The following is a 19,629-nucleotide window of genomic DNA, read 5'->3' on the forward strand; positions in this document are numbered from 1 at the left end:
ACGCGGGCCGGCGACTCGCCTGTCAGGCCGTGGTGGGCTGGAAGGCGATCGCGATGGCGTCGTCGCACAGGGTGGGCGCCCATCGGGCGAGGTCGTCCTGGAGGAAGGTGATGAGGCCGGCGGGGGAGACCGCCCGGTCACTGTCGTCGCAGTACGCCTGGAGCCGTTCGCGCAGCGGGTAGAAGGCGCCCGTACGGCTGCGCGCCTCGGTGACGCCGTCGGAGTAGGCCACCAGGATGTCGCCGGGCTCCAGCGTGCGTGTGGCGGTGTCCGGGGGCTCGGGCAGCAGGTCGGCCATGCCCAGGGGCAGGCTGTGCTCGGTCTCCACCACGGACGTGGAACGGTGCCGGACGGCGAGCAGCGGCTGGTGTCCGCGGTCCAGGATCCGCACGGCGTCCCCGTCCGGGGAGAACTCGAGCAGGACGGCCGTGGCGAACAGCTCGTCCGTCAGTGCCACGCCGTCCGCGGACGGGGAAGCGGGCTGGATGCGGCTGACGGGGTCCATCGGGGGGTTGTCACGGTCGAGTTCCAGGGCGACGTCGATCCGGCCGGCCACCTGGGACAGCGTCGGATGGAGCTGCGCCGCCTCCTGGAAGGTGGAGATCACCGTGGCCACGGTCTGGGCCGCACCGATGCCCTTGCCCTTGACGTCCCCGACGATCACGCGGACGCCGAACGGTGTCGGACGGACGCTGTAGAGGTCCCCGCCGATGAGGGCCTCGTCGTCCGCGGCCCGGTAGAAGCCGGCCACCCGCAACGGTCCGATCCGGTCGGGCAGGGGCCGGAGCAGGGCCAGTTGCACGGCCTCGGCGACCGCCTGGACGCGGCGGAAACGGCTCTCGGCCCGTCGGCGCACCACACAGAGCACGACGGACAGCACCGTGACGGAGCCCAGCACGACCAGCGCCACGACGGTCAGCGGACCGACGTAGTCCTCGAGCTGCTCGGTGACGGCCAGCAGGACACATCCGGCGGCACCGGTGGCGGCGACGCCGAGCGGCGGGTAGGCGAAGATGGCCAGCACCACCGAGGCCGACAGCAGCGGCCCGAAGAAGTACTGCGGCGGCGTCACCTCGTCGAGCACCATGGCCAGCACGATCAGCGCGGGCGGGAACCAGCGAAGCCACCGGGGCGGCCAGGGGTGCTGCTCAGCCCGCCGCCTGGACTCCACAGCAGCCCGCCCCGCACCCACAGCTGTCGCTCCCTCTCCGTCAAGCGTCCCGGCGGGCCCGAGGACCCTGGCGAGCATCATGCCCGCCAGGACCCGTCGACCGACGGTGACGACACGCGCCCGGGGCGAAGGTGTGTCCGGGACGCGGTCGGGGCCGTCCTCGCCGGCACCGTCGGGCACCACCTCGGTGACGAGCCGTCGCCCGCCCTTCGTCATGGCGGCCCTCAGACGTCCTGCGGGTACCAGCGTAGTTCCACGGTGTTGCCGTCGGGGTCCTCCACGTAGAGCGAGACGGCGGTGCCCCGGGCCCCGAAGCGCTCGCCGGGACCGTCCAGCACGGTGAACACGCCGGAGTCGACGACCTGCTGCCAGTCGAGGGGCTCGACCACCAGACAGACGTGGTCGACGTTCGAGCCCCGCGGGCCGCCGGCGGGCGCCTCGACGAGGTCGATGACGGTGGTGGGGCTCACCCGCACGGAGGGGAAGGACGCCTTGCCGGCCCGCCACTCCTCGGCCCGTACGGGCTCCAGGCCCAGAGGGCCGGTGTAGAAGGCGAGCGAGCGCTCCACGTCGGCGACGTTCAGGACGAGGTGGTCGAAGTCGATCACGCGCATGGGTGTCTCCACAGGTGAAGGCGCCCGGGGCGCCGAGGGGACCGGGAGGGGCCGGTGCGGCTGTCGTCCGGCCCGGGACTCAGCATGGCCGGACGGGCGTCCAGCGGTCCAACGCATGTCCGTCATCCCCTCCATCGTGCTTCACGATCCACGGACGGATCTCCGGCGGACGCGCTACGTCCTCGCGGTCGCGGAGACCGCCGGCTCCACCCGTGCCGCCGAACGGTGCCACATCGTCCGGTCCGCGCTCAGCCACCAGGACGGTGCGGGAACTTGCAGCGAAGCCGGTCAGGGAGGGCTCCCGGTCCTCGCCGAGCCGGTGGCGCGTCACGCGGCCCTCGGCGGGGCGGTGGCGGGCCGTGTGCACGGTGCCCACGGACAAGAACGCGTGATCGTGCGAACGGACGGCCGGCGCGTCATGGTTCGACGCCGCCGGCGCCGGTCAGGACGGCGCGTCCGACTGCCGCTCGGCCGCCGACGCGTCGGCGCCCCGCCGGCAGGCCGCGTCGTGCAGGTCGCCCAGCGAGGTCCACCACCGCTCGCAGCAGTCCTGGACGGCAGGGCCGGGGACCGCCGCGGAGCGGGTGCACTCCGGCCGGTGCGCGAGCGTGCCCGGGGTCCGCCAGAACGCGCAGCACGGCGCCGGCGCGGAGAACGGCCCTTCGGGGCGAGGCCGGGCGAGCCGCTCGGCCCGCCGCGCCAGAGCGATCCGACGCCGGTGCTCCGCACGGGCGTCGGCGGCACAGCAGGCGAAGACGGCCACGCCGAACAGGCCGGGCAGGGCCAGCCAGGGGTGGTACGTGGCCGCGTAACCGGCGCACCCGAGAAGCAGGACGGCGACTGCGCTGCACGCGCGGACGGTGCGCAGGGTCGGCGGCACGAGGACTCCCACTGGTCGGCGACGTTCCATGCTCGGGATCCCGTATGCCCCGTCGTCACCGCCGTACGTGTCCCAGTCGCCGCACGACGGGGCGAGCGTGGGAACCGCGGTCGCGGTTCCCACGGCCTTTGGCCCGCTGCCGGCCGGGCGCCCGAGTCACCCCGGCGGGGCCGCCGCCCGACGACGGGCCACGCCGTGGAGGAAGCGGTCCCGCTGCACGGGGTCGGTGGCCAGATGCACCGCTGTTCGGGCCAGGGCGACCGCACCGTCCAGAACGGCGCGGTCGGCGCCCGCGCCGGTCCCGTAGCGGGCGAAGTCCTCGGTGTGCTGGAGGGCGCCCCCGGTGTCGTACCCGATGCAGGGATGGATCGAGGGCACGACGTGGGAGACGTTGCCCATGTCGGTGGAGGCCATCGGCTCACCGTGACGGGCCACCGGATTCCGGCCGAGAGCCCGGGCCGCCTCCACGTAGGCCGAGGTCAGGAACGGATCCTGCCGCAGGTCGGCGAAGTCGTGACCGTGCGGTACGAGCTCCAGCTCCGCTCCCGTGGCCAGCGCGCCCGCTTCGAGGCAGGCCCGCACCCGGCGCCGGGCGTCCGCGAGATCCCCGGTCGTGCGGGCCCGTACCTCGTAGCGTGCACGGGCGAGCTCCGGGATGACGTTGACCGTGTGACCGGCCTCCAGGACCACGTCGTGGACCAGCGTCCCCGGCGGCAACTGCTGGCGCAGCATGCCGACCGCCGTGTGGGCCAGGGTGACGGCGTCGAGGGCGTTCACACCCTGCCAGGGTGCGACGGCGGCGTGGGCCGGTGCCCCGCGGTAGGTGACGTCCCAGGCGCCGACGGCGAGCGACGAGGCACCGACCGAGTCCTCCGGGGCGGCGTGCACCATCATCGCCGCCGCGGCGTCGTCGAACACCCCTGCCTCCAGCAGCGTCACCTTCCCGCCGACGTCCTCCTCGGCCGGCGTGCCCACCAGCTTCACCGTGACCCCGACGGCATCGGCGACCGCTGCCAGACCGAGGGCGGCTCCCACGGCCGCGGCACCGTTGACGTTGTGCCCGCAGGCGTGCCCGATGCCCGGCAGCGCGTCGTACTCGGCGCACAGGCACACCACGAGGTCACCGGTGCCGTAGGTGCCGACGAGGGCGGTCGGCATTCCGGCCGCTCCCCGCTCCACCCGGAAGCCGGCGCCCTCGAGGAGGTCCGCGATCTTGGCGGCCGACCTGTGCTCCCGCAGTGCCGTCTCGGGCTCCGCGTGCAGACTGTGGCTCAGTCCCACCAGGGCCTCGCCCCAGGAGCGGACGGCGTCCGTGGCGGCGGCGAGGGCATTCTCGCGCGCAGCCGTCCGCGACCGTTCCGGCTGTTCCGGTCGGACGTGCGTCATGCCGTCTCCTCCTTGTGCGCGAGGCGTGGGAGGCCCGGGAGGGCGGAGGGCGCGGGCCCGCCGCGGAACAGCAGACCGAGCAGTGCCCCGCCCGAGGCGACCGCCGCGCACGTCCCCCAGGCCCAGAGGTACCCCGCCCCCGCGACACCGCCGCCGGACGCGGGATGCCCGGCGAACAGGGCGCCGATGGACGCCGCCCCTATCGCCGCCCCGAGGGAGAGGGCCAGTTCGTTGATGCCGACGGACAGGGCCGTCTCCGTCTCGTCGACGACCTCGACGGACAGGGTGCGCGTGACGGCCTCGAACATCCCCGTCGCGACGCCCACCAGAAGCGCCCCCACGAGGTACTGGGGCAGGGAACCGTGGAACAGCATCAGGCAGAGGAAGCCCGCCGCGCCGACACCGCCGCCGGCGACGAGGGTCACCCGGTCGCCGACGAGCCGGGCCAGCCGGGGCGAAGCCGTGGAGCCGCCGAAGCCCGCGAAGACCATCGCCAGGGTCACCGACGAGATGGCGCGTGACCCCAGCCCCATCCCGTAGCCCTCGTCGCCCGGCTCCGCGCCCAGGAAGACCGCGTTCGCGCCGAGGAAGCCGATGGCGCCGAAGGCGGCGCAGAACGTGTGGGCACTGACCACGGCCAGCCGCGGGTTGCGCAGCAGAGCGAGGTCGACCAGAGGATGGTCCGCCGTGCGTTCGACGCGGACCCACACGGCGAGGAGGACCACGGCGACGGCCCCGGTGAGCAACGAGGCCGCCGAGGCCCACCCCCAGGAGCCGCCCTCCGTCAGCACCAGGACCAGGGCGCCCAGACCGAGGGTCAGCAGCACCGCGGCCGGGGTGTTGAACCGGCCGGCGCGCGCGGCGGTGCCGGCGGGCAGGACGAACGCCGCGGCCAGGGCCATGACCCCGAACGGGACCGCTGTCCACAGACCCGCCAGAGCGTGCTCCTCGCTCAGCGAGCCGGCGACGAAACCACCGGTGCCGATGGACAGCAGCAGTGCGCCGACGAGCACCGACATCCCGAAGCGGCCGTACTCCGGGGCACGGGACCGCAGGATCCCGGCCAGCAGCGGAAAGAAGCCGACGACGGCGCTCTGCAGCGTCATGCCGAGCGCGAGCGTGGCGGTCGTCGGCCTCAGGGCGATCAGCAGGGACCCCGCGGCCACCATGGCGACGGCCACCCGCAGCAGCCGCCGATGGCCCCAGAGGTCGCCCCAGCGCGACAGCAGAGGGGTGAGCACCGCGAACGCGAGCTGCGACACCAGGTAGAGGTTGCTCTGCCCCACGCCGCCCAGCCCGACGTGGCGGCCCACCACTGGCAGCAGGGGCGTCAGGTAGCCCTGGACGACGCCGCTGCACACCACGATCACCGTCATGGTCGCGAGCAGGCCCCGGTTGCGACCGATGGCATCCGGCACTGTGTCACCCTCTTTCCTTGGCTGGAACACGACATGGTGACTACAGTGCGAGCGCTGGAGGAATCGGCCGCCGACTCGGCGGAAAGCGTGCGGGAGGCCCGGCCGGGATGAAGGAATCGGGCACGACCACCGAACTGGACCTCGCACTCGTGCACGCGCTCCAGATCCGCCCCCGTGCCACATGGGCCGATCTCGCCCCCTCACTGGGCGTCGCGGCGGTGACACTGGCCCGCCGCTGGGAGCGGCTCACCGAGCGAGGGCTCGCCTGGTTGTCCGCCGTCCCCGGTCCGGCCTTCTCCCGCACCCGGTGCACGGCGTTCGTCCTCGTCGGCTGCCGGCCCGCGGCACGGGAGCGGCTGGCCGAACGGATCGCCTCGCTGAGCGAGGCGGTGACCGTCGAACTCACCGCGCCGGGCGGCGCCGACCTGCTGCTGGACGTGCTGGCCCCGGACCTGGCCGCCCTGCACCGCTTCGTGGACGAGCGGCTGGCCCGGCTGCCCGGGGTCACCGGGGTGGAGTGCCTGTACGCCACGTCGCTGTACACGGAGGGCAGCAGATGGCGGCTGGGCTCCCTGGACCCGGCCCAGCTCTTTGAGCTCGGCCGGCCGGTGACGGCGGACCGGGGTACCGCACCGCCCGTGGCCGCGCTCGACGACATCGACCGCGAGCTGCTCGGCCTCCTGGCCCTCGACGGGCGCCTGGCACTGGCGGAGCTGGCCCAGCGCGTGGGGACGAGCGCCGCGACGGCCCGGCGACGGCTCGGCCGGCTCACCCGCTCCGGAGTGGTCGCGTTCCGCTGTGACGTGGCTCCGCCCCTGGTCGGGCTGTCCGTCCCGGTGACCTTCCGCTGCCGGGCACCGGCCAAGGACGTCGGCGCACTGCACCGCACGCTGGCCACCCTCCCCGGCTGCCGGCTCGTCGCCGCCGTCACCGGCACCGCCAACGTCCTGGCCACCTACTGGCTGCCGGACATCGCAACCGTCCAGCACCGCGAGACGGTGATGTGCGAACGCCTCCCGTCCCTGGAGGTCATCGACCGGGTCATCGGCGTCCGTGCCGTCAAACGCATGGGGCACCTGCTGGACGCCGACGGCTGCCGCACGGGGACACGGGCGATCCAGGTGTGGTAGGCCGAGGTCTCCCACCCGGGTCCGGCACCGGTCCCGGATGCCGCCGCCCCCTCGGTCAGGCGCCGCGAGCCGTCCTGCGGAAGGCCGTCGGCGTCGTGCCCGCCCGTTGCCGGAAGAACTTGGTGAAGTCGCTGGCGTCGGCGAAACCCAGTCGTGCGGCGACGGCGGCGACGGTCAGCGGGCCGTGGGCCAGTTCCCGTTTGGCCTCCAGCACCACGCGCTCGTCGATGTAGCGCTTCGCCGGCATGCCGGTGACGGCCTCCGTGGCCCGAGTGAGCGTGCGCCGGCTGTAGCCCAGTGCCGCCGCGTAGTCCTCCACCCGGCGGGTGACCGCGAAGTCGCGTTCCACGGCCGCGCGGAAACGGCGGAACGTCTCGTTCGGGGCCGGCCTGCCGGGCTCGGACCCGTACGCCCCCGCCAGGCGCGCCACCAGTACCGCCAGCAGATGCCGCAGCACCTGCACATGGGACTCCAGGGGCAGCTCGGCCATGGCCTCGTACTCGTACCGCAAGTGGTCCAGCGCCCGGCGCAGACCCTCCGCGTCCGGCGCGCCCGGGGTGAGGGGCGCCTGGGCCGGTGCCACGTCGGCGACCGAGGCGGCGGCCGTCTCCGTGTCGGGGAAGCCCGAGGGGAAGGCGACCACCAGGCCCCGGGCCCTCACCAGGTCCGTGCCCCAGCGCTGCACCTGCCCGGGGCGGATCCACAGCCAGGCGCCGCCGGACAACTCGTACCGGGTGAAGTCCACCGAGACCGTCAGGCGGCTGCCCGGGCGCACGGTGACGAGCTGGTGGAAGGCGGGGCGCAGCGAGGCGTACGGGTCGTTGCCGTGCCGCCGGGCGCGCTCGGCCAGTCCCGCCAGCTCGACCAGCTCCAGCCCCGGCGGGGAACCGGCCGTACGCCGCAGGGCCAGCTCCCGGATGACCGACCGCTGCGCAACCTGTCCGTTTTTCCCCATGTCGAGTCCCGAGTGTACCGCCGCTCCCCGTGACCGGGCTCCTAGCGTGGGGACGTAGACACAGATCAGCGCGGTGCACGCGGGAGGGAAACCCGGTATGAGACTGGTCGTGGGGATGACGGGAGCCACCGGCGCCGTGTTCGGTGTCCGGTTCCTCCAGGTGCTGGCCCGGCTGCCGGACGTCGAGACCCATCTGGTCCTCAGCCGGTGGGCGCGGACGACGATCGAGCTGGAGACGGGCCTGTCCGTGGACGAGGCCGCAGACCTGGCCGACGTCGTGCACCGGCCGGAGGACCAGGGCGCCACCATCTCCTCCGGCTCGTTCCGCACCGACGGCATGGTGGTCGTGCCGTGCTCGATGAAGACCCTCGCCGGGATCCGCGCCGGATACGCCGACGGTCTGGTCGGGCGTGCCGCCGACGTGGTGCTCAAGGAGGGCCGCAGGCTCGTCCTCGTCCCGCGCGAGACACCGCTGAGCGAGATCCATCTGGAGAACATGCTCGCGCTCTCCCGTATGGGCGTGCGGATGGTGCCGCCCATGCCCGCCTTCTACAACCACCCGCGGTCGGTGGACGACATCGTCGACCACGTCGTGGCCCGGATCCTCGACCAGTTCGACCTGCCCGCCCCCGCCGCCAGGAGGTGGGAGGGCATGCGCGCCGCCCGCCTGCTGCGACCGGCTTCCTGACCCCCGTTCCCGGGGCCGCCGCGCCCCGCCGCTTCCCCGCCCCCCTGACGTTCGACTTCCACGGAGTACCCATGGCCCATGACGACCTGCGCGGTTTCCTCAGCACGCTGGAGAAGGAAGGCCAGCTGCTGCGCATCACCGAAGAAGTCCTTCCCGAACCCGACCTGGCCGCGGCGGCCAACGCCGCCGGACGCATCGGCGACGGCGCACCCGCCCTGTGGTTCGACAACGTCAAGGGCTTCACCGACGCCCGGATCGCCCTGAACGTCCACGGCTCCTGGGCCAACCACGCCCTCGCCCTCGGCCTGCCCAAGCACACCCCGGTCAAGGAACAGGTGGAGGAGTTCGCCCGGCGCTGGGACGCCTTCCCGGTCGCCCCCGAGCGGCGCGAGGACGCGCCGTGGCGGGAGAACACCCAGGAGGGCGACGACGTCGACCTCTTCTCGGTGCTTCCCCTGTTCCGCCTCAACGACGGCGACGGCGGCTTCTACCTGGACAAGGCCGCCGTGGTCTCCCGCGACCCCGAGGACCCCGGCCACTTCGGCAAGCAGAACGTCGGGACCTACCGTCTCCAGGTCGTCGACCGGAACCGGCTCGCGATACAGCCCGTACCCGTGCACGACATCGCGCTCCACCTGCGCAAGGCCGAGGAGAGGGGAGAGGACCTCCCCATCGCCATCACCCTCGGCAACGACCCGGTGATGGCCATCGTGGCCGGGATGCCCATGGGATACGACCAGAGCGAGTACGAGATGGCCGGCGCCCTGCGCGGCGCGCCCGCCCCGATCGCCACCGCCCCCCTCACCGGCTTCGACGTGCCCTGGGGCTCCGAGGTCGTCATCGAGGGCGTCATCGAAGGCCGCGAGCGGCAGATCGAGGGCCCCTTCGGCGAGTTCACCGGCCACTACTCCGGCGGCCGCCGCATGCCCGTCGTCCGCATCGACCGCGTCTCCTACCGCACGAACCCGGTCTTCGAGTCCCTCTACCTGGGCATGCCGTGGACCGAGTGCGACTACCTCGTGGGCCCCAACACCTGTGTCCCGTTGCTGAAGCAGCTGCGCGCCGAGTTCCCCGAGGTCCAGGCCGTCAACGCCATGTACACGCACGGTCTGCTGGCCGTGATCTCCACGAGGAAGCGGTACGGTGGGTTCGCCAAGGCCGTCGCCATGCGCGCCATGACGACCCCGCACGGCCTCGGTTACATCACCACGGTCATCGTCGTCGACGAGGACGTGGACCCGTTCGACCTGCCGCAGGTCATGTGGGCGATGTCGTCGAAGGTCAATCCGGCCGACGACGTCGTGGTCCTGCCCAACCTCTCCGTGGTGGAACTGGCCCCCGCCGCCCAGCCGGCGGGTCTGACCAGCAAGATGATCATCGACGCCACCACGCCCGTGCACCCCGACGCGCGCGGCAACTTCTCCACGCCCACCAAGGACCTCCCCGAGGCGAAGGACTGGGCGGCCAGGCTCCAGCGCCTGCTGTCCGAGGCCCGCGGCTGACGCCCGCCTCCGGCACCGACCGAACGCCCCCTCCGCATCAAAGGAAGGCACTCCCATGACCGACTGCTGCCCCCGCTGTGCCCACGAGAGCCTCAGGACCCTGCACTCCTCGCCCGTCCCCGGTGCCTGGGACGTCCTGCAGTGCGGGCGCTGCTTCTACACCTGGCGGACCAGCGAGCCGGCCCGGCGCACGCGGCGCGACGCCTACCCGGAGGCGTTCCGGCTGACCCCCGAGGACATGGCGAACGCCGTCGAGGTCCCCGCCGTCCCACCCCTGCGCACCCCCGGCTCCCACCAGGAGGCGGGGCAGGCGTCCGGCCCGGCGGCGGAAACTCGGATGCGGGCGCCGGCCGACCGCTCCTAGGCTGCGCGGGGCACGGACGAGGCGCCGTGCCGGCCGTCAGGGATCGGAGACGCACCGGAGCATGACCAGTCGACTGTTCACGATCTGCTTCCACACGGACCGGCCCTCGGACCTGGCACGGTTCTGGTCCGGTGTCCTCGGCCGGGAACCGGTCGACGGCCCGGACGGCGACGTCGCGGTCCTGCCCCCCGGTGCCGCCGGGTTCCGCATCCGTTTCCTGCCAAGCCGGGAGCCGAGGACCGGCCGGAACCGGGCGCACTTCGACCTGACGAGCACCTCCGCCGAGGATCAGCGGCAGACGGTGGCCAGGGCGCTCGAACTCGGCGGCAGACACATCGACGTGGGCCAACTCCCCGAAGAGGGACACGTGGTGCTCGCCGATCCGGACGGCAACGAGTTCTGTGTCATCGAGCCGGGCAACAAGTTCCTCGCCGACACCGGTCTCATCGGGGCGCTCGCCTGCGACGGTACGCAGGAGGTCGGCTACTTCTGGAGCGAGGCGCTGCGGTGGCCGCTGGTCTGGGACCAGGACCAGGAGACCGCGATCCAGTCGCCGGACGGCGGTACGAAGATCACGTGGGGTGGCCCTCCGGTGGCGCCGAAGACGGGCACGAACAGGCTGTGCTTCGAGCTGGCGCTCCCCGCCGGCGCCGACTGGGAGGCGGAGGCCGGCCGCCTGGTCTCGCTCGGCGCGACGCGCACCGGCACCGGCGAGGGCGGCGACCGGGCGCTGATGCTCGACCCCGACGGCAACGAGTTCTTCGTACAGAGGCCCCGCTAGCGGCTCCCGCGGGGTGCCGTGCGCGAGGTGGTGTCCCCGCGCCCACGGGGCGCCGCCGGCGGCGGCACCGTCTTCCCGACGTCAGTCCGCCCGGACGAGGAACCGCTGGTCCGCCTCGCCGGTGCAGCGTTCCTCGACCGCCTCCGCGCCCTCGGTGGTGAGGTCGTCGGCGATGCCGATGCACCGGCTGCCGGTGACCGGACGGATCCGGACGCCCTCGGTGCCTTCGGCGGGGTCGGCCTCCAGACGGAAGAGGGTCGCGCGGGTGCAGTCGTCCCAGGGTTCGAGCATGCCCCTGACCGGACCGGAACTCATCACCGTCAGGCAGCCCTTTCCTTCCTCCGGGTGGTGCCACTGGATGTGGTAAAGGCCCTCGCCGACCGGTTCGAGGTACGTGCGCGGCACGGTGCTCCGCGCGCAGGGGAGCTGGACGGCGACGGCGCTGGCGTAGGCACCCTTCCGGTCCCGCCCGTCGGTCAGACACAGGTCGGGCGTGCGGGCGGGGCGGACGGTGACCCAGCCGGCGGTGACGGTCCCCGAGTCCGGACCGTCGGAGCCGTGGGGGAGCAGTCCCCAGGCGGCCACGGCGAGCAGCGGGAGCACGAGCGCGGCGACGAGCGCGGCCGTGCGCCTCCTGTTCCGGCGGGGCCGCGGGGCCGGGGGTCCCCCGGTCCGCGACGGGGCCTCGTCCGCGATGTCCCCGGCGTCGGGGCCGGGATCGGGCGCCGTCGCGCCCCCGACGGTGACGCCTGCGGCGATCCGGTCCCTCGCGTCCAGCCACGCGTCGACCCGCCCTTCGTCCCCGCAGGCGCGGACGAACGCGGCCAGCAGATCGGGCCGCGGCAGGCTCGTCCGCCTGAGGAGGTCGGCCAGCGTGCTGCGCGCCAGCACGTCGCCGTTCCGGGCGGCCCGCTCCTCCAGCTCGCGATACGTCCGCCCGGAAAGCGCCTTGAGCCGCCGCATCGACTCGACAAAGCCCGCGGCGTCCTTCGCGTCGTACGGCGACAGCTCCCCCAGGTTCCCCATGAAGGTCATCCTGCTGCGTCGGCGGCGGAAGGGACAATGACATGTTCCGCCACGCCGCGCTGTCCGGGACACGCTGCGGACCCGCCCCTGACCAGCCCGGACAGCCGTCCGCTGTCCGGGACAGCCGTCGACCGTTGCCCCGGCCGGCCGACCGGCGGCAGTCTCTGTGACACCCGAGGCCCGTGGGGGAGCGGGCCGTACCGGCCACCGACCGCATGAACAGGGGGGACGGGGGGCGCTGGTGGGGCGGCCGAGGCCGCCCCACCAGCGGGCACGGACCGATCCGCTGCGGTGCCGAACAAGCCCTGCCCTGACCCGGGTCGACGTCCACCTCGGGGAGGCGCAGGTGCGGGGCGAGCGGACCGGGCCGGTGGCTGCCGTGCCTCCCGGTGGCCGGATCGGGCCGTACACCGTACTGGCCGAGCCGGCCAGCGGTGGCATGGGCCGGGTCTGCCCGGCCCGCTCGCCTGGCGGCCGCACCGTGGCCGTCGAGACCCTGCTCCCCTCGGCGGGCCGGAGCCCCGCCGAGGCCGACCGGCGCCGCTTCGTCCGCGAGGTGGCCCTGGCCCGCCGTGTGCGCGGGGCGTACACCGCCGGCGTCGTGGACGCGGACCCGCAGGCGCCGTCGCCCTGGACGGCCACGGAGTACGTCCCCGCCCCCTCGCTGCGTGAACTCGTCGACTCCTGCGGACCGCTGCCGGCCGATCCGCTGCACTGGGTGGCGGCGGGCACGGCCGAGGCGCTGACCAGCATCCGCACCGCGGGCCTGGTGCACCGCGACGTCAAGCCGTCCAACGTCCTGCTGCCGGAGGACGGTCCGCGCCTGATCGACTTCGACATCTCGCGGGCCACGGATCTCACCCGTTCCTCACCGTCTCCCGCCCGCCGACAGGGCGCTCGCCGGAGCGGCCGGGCGTTGCGCCTCCCGAGCCGTACCCCGCCGTGCCCGCCGGGGAGACCTGTCCGAAAGTCACCCCCCGCGGGGATGCGCCCTCCCGCCACGGGTATGTCCCGTCCACGCGCGTGTGCGGAGGCTTGGGGGGAGCTGCCCGGTGACATGGTGCCGTCCGGGAACCGGCGGACAGGGATCGAGGAGGTCCCGGCGGCGGCAGGCGGTGCGCCTGCTGCGGGCCCGGGGGACGTACGGACCCGAGTTGCGCGAGGTGCTGCCCGCACTGATCGGGACGGTCCTCACGGGGTGCGGCGCGTTCACCGGCCTGGTCGTGACCTACCGCTTCCACGGCCCGACGGCGCTGTCGGCCGTGCTCGCCCTCGTGGCGATCGTCGCGGCGGTGGTCGTCGGGCGGCGACGGCCCCGGGCCCGGCGCCGTCGCGGGTACTACACGCCGGAAGAAATCGCCGAGTTGGACGTCGACGGCCTCGCGCTGGCCGTGTGCCGCATGCTCCGCCGGGACGGCTGGACCGTACGGCGGGCGGCCGACGACGGTGTCCGGCCGTGGGTGCGGGCCCGCCACGACCGCGGGCACCGGCTGGAGGTCGCGTTCCGCCCCGTCGCCGAGCCGCTCCCGGACGAGGACCCGCCGCTCGCCCGGGAGCGGCTCGGCGACGACCGCCCGCCGCGGCTCCGACTGGTCGTGCACCGCGGCACGTTCACCCTCCGCGACGTCCGGTGGGCGCGGGCGAGCGGTGACATCCGCCTGGTGGACGGCAGGCTGCTGAGACGGTGGGCGCGCGGGACCCCGCTGCACCGGCTGATCGACCTCCGCTGAGCCGTGGACGCCCCGCCGGCCGTTCGCGGCCGGCACCCGCGAGGCCGGACGCGTGTCACCGCGGACAGGCGCCCGGCCGTCCGTCGTGTCCGCTGTGGTCCGTGGTGACGGCCACGCTCAGCGGGTGTCCGTCAAGCCACCGGTGACGGCGATGACCTCGCCGACCGTGAAGCTGGAGTCCGCGTCGGAGGCCAGGTACACGTAGGCGGGGGCCACTTCCTCGGGCTGGGCGACGCGTCCCATGGGGGAGGAGCTGCCCAGGTGGGTGAGGTAGTCGTCGGGGAAACGCTGCCCGGAGAGGTTGAGCACGGTCCAGGTGGGGCCGGGGGAGACGATGTTCGCGCGGACTCCCCGCTGTGCGAGGTGCGAGGCGATGGACTTGGTGAAGGCGACCACGGCGGCCTTCGAGGCGGCGTAGTCCATCATCATCTCGCTGCCCTTGAGCGCCTCCTCGGACGCGGTGGCGATGACGGCGTCGCCGTGGGAGAGGTGCGGCAGGGCGGCCATCACCAGGTGGAAGTAGGCGTAGACGTTGGTCTTGAAGACCCGGTCGAAATCCTCGGCGGTCAGGTCGGACAGGCTGTTCTGGCTGTTGAGGTAGGCGGCGTTGCTCACCAGGACGTTCAGGCCGCCCAGCTCGGCGACGGTCCGCTCGACGACCTCGCCGCAGAACGACGGATCGCACAGGTCGCCCGGCAGGAGAAGGCAGGACCGGCCCTCCTTCTCCACCGCCTCGCGGGTCTCGTCGGCGTCGGACTGTTCCTCGGGGAGGTAGACGATGGCCACGTCCGCTCCCTCGCGCGCGTACAGGACGGCGACCGAGCGGCCGATCCCGGAGTCGCCCCCGGTGATCAGCGCGACCTTCCCGGCGAGTTTCCCCGAACCCCGGTAGTGGGGGGCGAGATAACGCGGACGGATCTCCATCTGCGCCTCCAGACCGGGGCGCTGCTGGCGCCGGAAGCGGTACGGCGGGGAGATCTCCGCTTCCTCCTGGGGCATCGCCGGACGGTCGAGCGGCCCACGGCCCGTCTCGTCGCTCACCACAGTCACTGACCTCCACACGCTTCGTACGGCTTCCGGCGCCGCCGGCGGGCGGCCCGTTCACCCTCGCGTGTCCGGACCGCGGCCGCTCAAACGGACCGGAGGCCGACGCGGGCTTCCTCAGGGGGCGATGGGCAGCCGGCGCTTGTGCTCGGTGAGGCGGTAGCGCGCGACGATCTTCTCGAAGACCGCCTCGTCCACCGGCTTGCCCTCCAGGAAGTCGTCGATGTCGTCGTAGGTGACGCCGAGGGCGTCCTCGTCGGCCTTGCCCGGATCGAGGGTCTCCAGGTCGGCCGTCGGCGTCTTCCACACCAGCTCGGCGGGTGCGCCCAGCGCGTCGGCGAGGGCGCGCACCCGGCGCTTGGTCAGGCCGGACAGCGGGACCAGGTCGGCGGCCCCGTCGCCGAACTTCGTGAAGAAGCCGGAGACCGCCTCGGCGGCGTGGTCGGTGCCGACGACCAGGCCGTCGTGCGCCCCCGCCACCGCGTACTGGGCGATCATGCGCTGCCGGGCCTTGATGTTGCCGAGGACGAAGTCCTGGTGGTGGGCGTCGCGGAAGGCGACGTCGGCGGCGACCGCGGCCTGGAGCGCGGCGTCGCTGGCGGGCTTGATGTCGACGGTCAGCACGCGGTCGGCCTGGATGAAGGAGAGCGCGAGCTGGGCGTCGTGCTCGTCGGCCTGGGTTCCGTAGGGCAGCCGCATCGCGTGGAAGAGCGCTTCGTGACCGGCGGCGCGGGCCCGCTCGACGGCGAGCTGGCACAGGCGGCCGGCGGCCGTGGAGTCGACCCCGCCGCTGATACCGAGCACGAGGGACCGCAGGCCGGTGGAGGTCAGCCGCTCGGCCAGGAAGGCCACCCGGCGTTCGATCTCCTGCTCGGCGTCGAAGCTCTCCGCCACCTGGAGTTCCCGGGCGATTTCCTGCTGCTGGGCGATGGACGCCGGCTCGCTCACGTCTGCTCCTGATCTGGTTCGCTGGATGCTGGCCGTACCCAGCCTACCCAGACGCCCCCACCGGGAAGGGAGCCGCGTCGATCACCGGGAACACCTCCGGGGACGCGAGCCGCGCCGTCCCGGGGAGCGGCTGCCGACGGTACGGTACGCCGTGCGCGTCCGGACGCTCCCGTCCGCAGGGGGGGAGGGAGGCGAGGTGCCCGCCGCCGTCACCGGGGACTTGTGCGCAGCCCTCGCTCCGTCGTGACGAAGCCGCCGTCGGCGAGGCGGTGGCGGTCAGCAGGCGTCGTACTTCCAGACGCCGCCCTCCCGCAGCCAGGGCTGCTGTTTCTGGTCGAACTTCGGCAGACCGACACCGTAGGAGACGCGGGCCGTGTCCCCGGAGAGCGCGTCGACGGCGAATCGCTTCACGTCCTGCTGCCCGTAGTCACCGACCGCCCGCTCGGTCAGCGCCGCCATGCCGGCAGGGGTGATGACTCCCCGGCAGCGCGCGGACAGCATGCCGTACGTCGTGTCCGGCTCGTCGGCGAAGTAGGCGGCGGTGTACTCGCGTACGGCCTTCTCCAGCGCCGCCTTCGCAGGCGCGGTGTCCTCGCTCGGCGTCGGGCCGGCGGACGGCTGCCCGGCGGCCGGGCCGCTCGTGGCGCCGCCGGCCGCGGGTGCGGCGTCGGCGGTGTCGTCGCCGGAGGAGGAGCAGCCGGTCAGGGCCGCCACGAGCAGCCCGAGCGCGGCCGTGCCGATGACGGTGCGGTGGTTCATGGTCCCCCCGTATGCGTGTGGTGTGCGGGGAATCGTGCCATGACGGGAAGCGGCACCGGCTCGGCGGGGTCGTGCACACCGGCCGGCCGGCACCTCACCGCGGGGCGGGCGCGACCAGGTCGGGGTCGCCGAACTCCGTGCGCAGCGCCTGGAAGGCGGCGACCTTGGCCTCGCCGAAGCGGCGCACCTGGGAGGCGTACTCGTCGGCGGACAGGAACGCCGTGGGCCTGGACTTGCTGTGGAACTTGTCCGCGTACATGACCAGCCGCTCCTCGTCCGTCACCGCCAGGTAGTCGGCGACGGGCAGCGGAAGGCCCTGGCGCACGATGTCCTCCTTCGTGACCCCCACCCCGGTGTGGTGGGAGCAGAAGCGGCGCAGTTCCTCCGGGAAGCCCTCGTTCTCCAGGATCTCGTGACCGAGCAGCCCGTGCCGGATGTAGTTGCCGTGGTCCAGCCGCCCCTCCTCCCCGTAGAGGCGGTAGACGCCGATGTCGTGCAGCAGGCAGCCCGCGCGGACCAGTTCGGCGTCGAGGTGGCCGAGGCGCGGAGCGGCGAGCAGCTGCTCGGCGGTGCTCCAGACGATCTCGCAGTGGGTGTGCACGAGGTCGAACGCCTCGGCGGTCGGCGCGTACTTCTCGTGCAGCGCACGGATCTCTTCGGGTCCCGGAATCCTCACCAGGGGAGCGTAACAACGCCGGTGCGGGGACCCGGGGGCGGTCGTTCGGACCAGGCGTGCTCCTCGACGGCGTCGCGCCGTGCGGGCTGCCGCCCGGCAGCGGCCTCCGGCGGGGTGTGGCAGCCGGCGTCCTCGGTGCCGGTCCGTCGCCCCCGGGCGCTGTGACACTCCTGCGACACGAGCGGAACACGTTCCCCACACAACTCCCGCGTATCTGCGTACTGTTGACCGAGTTCACACCCGGAAGGGGTGTTGACGGCTCAACAGGAGGGGGTTCAGGTGTCCCATCACCTGCGCACGAACAGCCACGCCCGGCGCATCCGCCGCACCACCACGGCGGCGGCCGTCGCGGCCGTCCTCGCCGCGGGGCTGACGACCGTACTGCCGGCCACGGCACACGCGGCGGAGGCGGCCGAGGTCCTCGTACCCGCGCCCGACGCCTATGGCGAGGGGACGGAGACGGTCCTGGCGACCGGCGCCCAGGGCGTGCTGCACCACGAGGGCGGCAGGTACCTCTGGACGACGACGTACAACAGGACCACCAAGCCCGTCCCGGAGCTCGACGGCGTCCCGCAGGACGCCGTCGTGCGCGGCCACGACGGGTTCAACCGCGTCGTCCACACCAGGCCGCGTGAGGACGGCGGCACGGACGTCGTGCGGATCGGCATCGAGGACCCGGCCAACACCAGCACCCTCAAGGTGCCCGCCGGATACCTCAATCCGCGCATCGGCAACGGCTGGGTGCTGGCCACCGTCGACCGGGGGGACGGCACCTACCAGTTGCGCGTCGCGCGCGGCGGGGACCCGGCGAGCGACCCCGTGGTGCAGCTTCCCGCCGGAGCTGCCACCGGCGCCGAGCCGATGCTCCTCGGCGCCTACGACAACCAGCTGCTCATCGGCTACCGCACCGCCGACGGCACCCAGGGCTACGGCACCCTCACCGCGTACAACGGCAGGGTCGTCCCGCTGCCCGTGACCGGCGAGGCGAGCAGCTTCCGGATCACGCAGACCACCGTCAGCTGGTTCTCCCGCGAAGGAACACCGGGTGTGCGGGTCATGCCCCGCGGCAGCACCGCCGCCCCGCGGATCGTGCCGCTCGCCACGCAGACCCCCGACAGCGAGGTCAGCTCCTTCGTGGTGGGCGACAACGTCCTGTGGTACGAGGGCGACGGCGGTCCACTGCACCTCACCCCGTTCGCCGGAGCGGAGACCGGGCGGACTCTGCTCGACGACGTGGAGCAGGCGTTCCTGCGCGCCGAGGGCACCGGCTCGCTGGTCGTGCTCGGCAAGGACGCCGACGGCAAGCGCGCCGTGCACCACTTCAGCGTGGACGGCTCGGGGCTCGTCTTCGATCTCCTCCTGCGACAGGTGCCCCGGGGCAAGACGGCGGACGGTGCGATCACGGCGCTGAGCCTCGACCGGGGGAGACTGCGGTACGTCAACTCCCTCACCGGCACGCGGACGCTGCACGGCAAGGACATCGGCGCCGGGCTCGATCCGGTGGACGGAGCGGCGCTCGCCGACCTCCCGGGCCTCGAGGCCGACCGCTTCGCGGACGGTGCCGACGAGGGCCTGGCCAGACTGACCGCCGATCCGGACACGGGGGCGGACGTGCTGGTGACCGGCGACGACCCGGAGCACCCGGCGGACAGCTTCCCGCTGCCGGGCCGGGACGGCCGCATCCTGGACACGGCGCCGGAGTTCGTGCTCTACGAGGCGGGCGGACGGCAGTACGTCGTGGACACGGCACGCGACCTCGTCGTCCGCGAACAGCCGGCACAGGCCGCTGCGCTGGACCAGAAGAGGCTGTTCAAGCCGGCGCTCAACCAGCCCGGCAAGGTCAAGGTGATCAACGTGCGCTCCGGCGAGCCGATCAGGACCGTCGACCTCGGCTCCGCCTGCGTGCCCGACGAACTCCAGTACAGTGGCACCCTGTTGTACTGGAGCTGTGCCTCGAAGGACGCGGCGGGCGTACGCGACCTGGCGACCGGGCGCACCTACCCCGCCCCGGCGACCGGCGTCCTGCTGGGCGACCGCTTCACGGCCCACCGCGACACCTCCGGCGAGCTGCGTCTGACGGCCCTGCGGACGGACGGCGGCACGGCCGACCTGGGCACCGTCACCGGGCTGAAGCAGTCCGCGGAAGGCGACGGACGCGGCTCCACCTGGACCCTCGACGCGGGCGCCGGCAAGCTGGCCTGGGTCGACGCGGACGACACCGTGCACGTCACCGCGCCGCAGCACGCGGTCTCCGCGCTGCGCATCGCCCGCACCGCCGCTCCGGGGACGGCGGCCGGTGAGTGGGCCGCCGCGTGGTGGCTCTCCAAGCCCGCGGCCTCCTGGCGGGTGACGCTCACCCGCCGCGCCACCGGAGAGGTCGTCCGCACCTGGACGGGCCGGGACGCCCTCAGCGCGGTCAGGGTCACCTGGGACGGCACGACCGAGTCGGGCGCCCCGGCGGCGGCCGGCGGCTACACCTGGCGGCTGACCGCCACGCCGGCGGACGGCACGGGCGCGGACGCGACGGCCTCGGGCGTCGTGAAGGCCACCGGCTGAG

18 protein-coding genes and 1 pseudogene are annotated in these 19,629 nt (G+C 73.6%); 8 read left to right on the plus strand and 11 right to left on the minus strand.

Annotated elements, in window-relative coordinates:
* Positions 1-22: 22 nt before the first annotated feature.
* The 5 genes from ACZ4V6_RS04665 to ACZ4V6_RS04685 all read right to left on the minus strand — a co-directional run bounded on the left by ACZ4V6_RS04665 (position 23) and on the right by ACZ4V6_RS04685 (position 5,469).
* Positions 23-1,387: a PP2C family protein-serine/threonine phosphatase gene (locus ACZ4V6_RS04665; RefSeq protein WP_467822486.1), complete on the minus strand. Its 1,365-nt coding sequence runs from the start codon at positions 1,385-1,387 to the stop codon at positions 23-25.
* Between the two features lie 8 nt (positions 1,388-1,395).
* A complete protein-coding gene (locus ACZ4V6_RS04670) occupies positions 1,396-1,785 on the minus strand; it encodes a VOC family protein (protein ID WP_467822487.1) in 390 nt (129 codons plus the stop codon).
* A gap of 442 nt (positions 1,786-2,227) precedes the next feature.
* Positions 2,228-2,695 (minus strand): hypothetical protein, encoded by a 468-nt coding sequence (locus tag ACZ4V6_RS04675; protein WP_467822488.1) that lies wholly within the window; start codon positions 2,693-2,695, stop codon positions 2,228-2,230.
* Between the two features lie 126 nt (positions 2,696-2,821).
* Positions 2,822-4,051, minus strand: coding sequence for an amidohydrolase (locus ACZ4V6_RS04680; protein WP_467822489.1), 1,230 nt, complete (start codon positions 4,049-4,051; stop codon positions 2,822-2,824).
* Entirely contained in the window at positions 4,048-5,469 is a 1,422-nt protein-coding gene (locus ACZ4V6_RS04685; RefSeq protein WP_467822490.1) for an MFS transporter, read from the minus strand. Before ACZ4V6_RS04685 ends, ACZ4V6_RS04680 begins: the two co-directional genes overlap by 4 nt.
* A gap of 107 nt (positions 5,470-5,576) precedes the next feature.
* On the opposite strand from ACZ4V6_RS04685, the gene ACZ4V6_RS04690 reads away from it, so the two are divergent.
* Positions 5,577-6,599 (plus strand): Lrp/AsnC family transcriptional regulator, encoded by a 1,023-nt coding sequence (locus ACZ4V6_RS04690; RefSeq protein ID WP_467822491.1) that lies wholly within the window; start codon positions 5,577-5,579, stop codon positions 6,597-6,599.
* A gap of 55 nt (positions 6,600-6,654) precedes the next feature.
* Here the strand turns inward: ACZ4V6_RS04690 and ACZ4V6_RS04695 are convergent, their stop codons facing one another.
* Positions 6,655-7,554, minus strand: coding sequence for a helix-turn-helix domain-containing protein (locus ACZ4V6_RS04695; protein ID WP_467822493.1), 900 nt, complete (start codon positions 7,552-7,554; stop codon positions 6,655-6,657).
* Between the two features lie 97 nt (positions 7,555-7,651).
* On the opposite strand from ACZ4V6_RS04695, the gene ACZ4V6_RS04700 reads away from it, so the two are divergent.
* The 4 genes from ACZ4V6_RS04700 to ACZ4V6_RS04715 all read left to right on the plus strand — a co-directional run bounded on the left by ACZ4V6_RS04700 (position 7,652) and on the right by ACZ4V6_RS04715 (position 10,889).
* A complete protein-coding gene (locus tag ACZ4V6_RS04700; protein WP_467822495.1) occupies positions 7,652-8,242 on the plus strand; it encodes a non-oxidative hydroxyarylic acid decarboxylases subunit B in 591 nt (196 codons plus the stop codon).
* Between the two features lie 71 nt (positions 8,243-8,313).
* Positions 8,314-9,744 (plus strand): non-oxidative hydroxyarylic acid decarboxylases subunit C, encoded by a 1,431-nt coding sequence (locus tag ACZ4V6_RS04705; RefSeq protein WP_467822496.1) that lies wholly within the window; start codon positions 8,314-8,316, stop codon positions 9,742-9,744.
* Positions 9,745-9,799: 55 nt separating this feature from the next.
* Positions 9,800-10,108: a non-oxidative hydroxyarylic acid decarboxylases subunit D gene (locus tag ACZ4V6_RS04710; protein ID WP_467822497.1), complete on the plus strand. Its 309-nt coding sequence runs from the start codon at positions 9,800-9,802 to the stop codon at positions 10,106-10,108.
* 61 nt (positions 10,109-10,169) lie between these two features.
* The gene (locus ACZ4V6_RS04715; protein ID WP_467822498.1) at positions 10,170-10,889 is read left to right on the plus strand and encodes a VOC family protein; all 720 of its coding nucleotides are present in this window, start codon (positions 10,170-10,172) and stop codon (positions 10,887-10,889) included.
* An 81-nt stretch (positions 10,890-10,970) separates the two neighbouring features.
* Here the strand turns inward: ACZ4V6_RS04715 and ACZ4V6_RS04720 are convergent, their stop codons facing one another.
* Positions 10,971-11,915, minus strand: coding sequence for an RICIN domain-containing protein (locus tag ACZ4V6_RS04720; protein ID WP_467822500.1), 945 nt, complete (start codon positions 11,913-11,915; stop codon positions 10,971-10,973).
* Between the two features lie 439 nt (positions 11,916-12,354).
* On the opposite strand from ACZ4V6_RS04720, the pseudogene ACZ4V6_RS04725 reads away from it, so the two are divergent.
* A pseudogene (locus ACZ4V6_RS04725) lies at positions 12,355-12,759 on the plus strand (protein kinase domain-containing protein); the annotation flags it as partial.
* A 208-nt stretch (positions 12,760-12,967) separates the two neighbouring features.
* A complete protein-coding gene (locus ACZ4V6_RS04730; protein WP_467822502.1) occupies positions 12,968-13,645 on the plus strand; it encodes a hypothetical protein in 678 nt (225 codons plus the stop codon).
* A gap of 117 nt (positions 13,646-13,762) precedes the next feature.
* On the opposite strand, the gene ACZ4V6_RS04735 is transcribed toward ACZ4V6_RS04730, so the two are convergent.
* The 4 genes from ACZ4V6_RS04735 to ACZ4V6_RS04750 all read right to left on the minus strand — a co-directional run bounded on the left by ACZ4V6_RS04735 (position 13,763) and on the right by ACZ4V6_RS04750 (position 17,072).
* Complete coding sequence (locus tag ACZ4V6_RS04735; protein ID WP_467822504.1) at positions 13,763-14,644, minus strand: SDR family oxidoreductase; 882 nt, start codon at positions 14,642-14,644, stop codon at positions 13,763-13,765.
* A gap of 162 nt (positions 14,645-14,806) precedes the next feature.
* The gene (nadE, locus tag ACZ4V6_RS04740; protein ID WP_467822505.1) at positions 14,807-15,637 is read right to left on the minus strand and encodes an ammonia-dependent NAD(+) synthetase; all 831 of its coding nucleotides are present in this window, start codon (positions 15,635-15,637) and stop codon (positions 14,807-14,809) included.
* Between the two features lie 276 nt (positions 15,638-15,913).
* Positions 15,914-16,396 carry a hypothetical protein gene (locus ACZ4V6_RS04745; protein WP_467822507.1) on the minus strand — a complete coding sequence of 161 codons (483 nt, stop codon included), beginning with the start codon at positions 16,394-16,396 and terminating at the stop codon, positions 15,914-15,916.
* Positions 16,397-16,490: 94 nt separating this feature from the next.
* A complete protein-coding gene (locus ACZ4V6_RS04750) occupies positions 16,491-17,072 on the minus strand; it encodes an HD domain-containing protein (protein ID WP_467822509.1) in 582 nt (193 codons plus the stop codon).
* A gap of 279 nt (positions 17,073-17,351) precedes the next feature.
* On the opposite strand from ACZ4V6_RS04750, the gene ACZ4V6_RS04755 reads away from it, so the two are divergent.
* Positions 17,352-19,628, plus strand: a complete 2,277-nt coding sequence (locus ACZ4V6_RS04755) for a FlgD immunoglobulin-like domain containing protein (protein WP_467822510.1) — start codon at positions 17,352-17,354, stop codon at positions 19,626-19,628.
* Position 19,629 lies beyond the last annotated feature (1 nt).

The organism is Streptomyces sp. NPDC029152 (assembly GCF_055564355.1).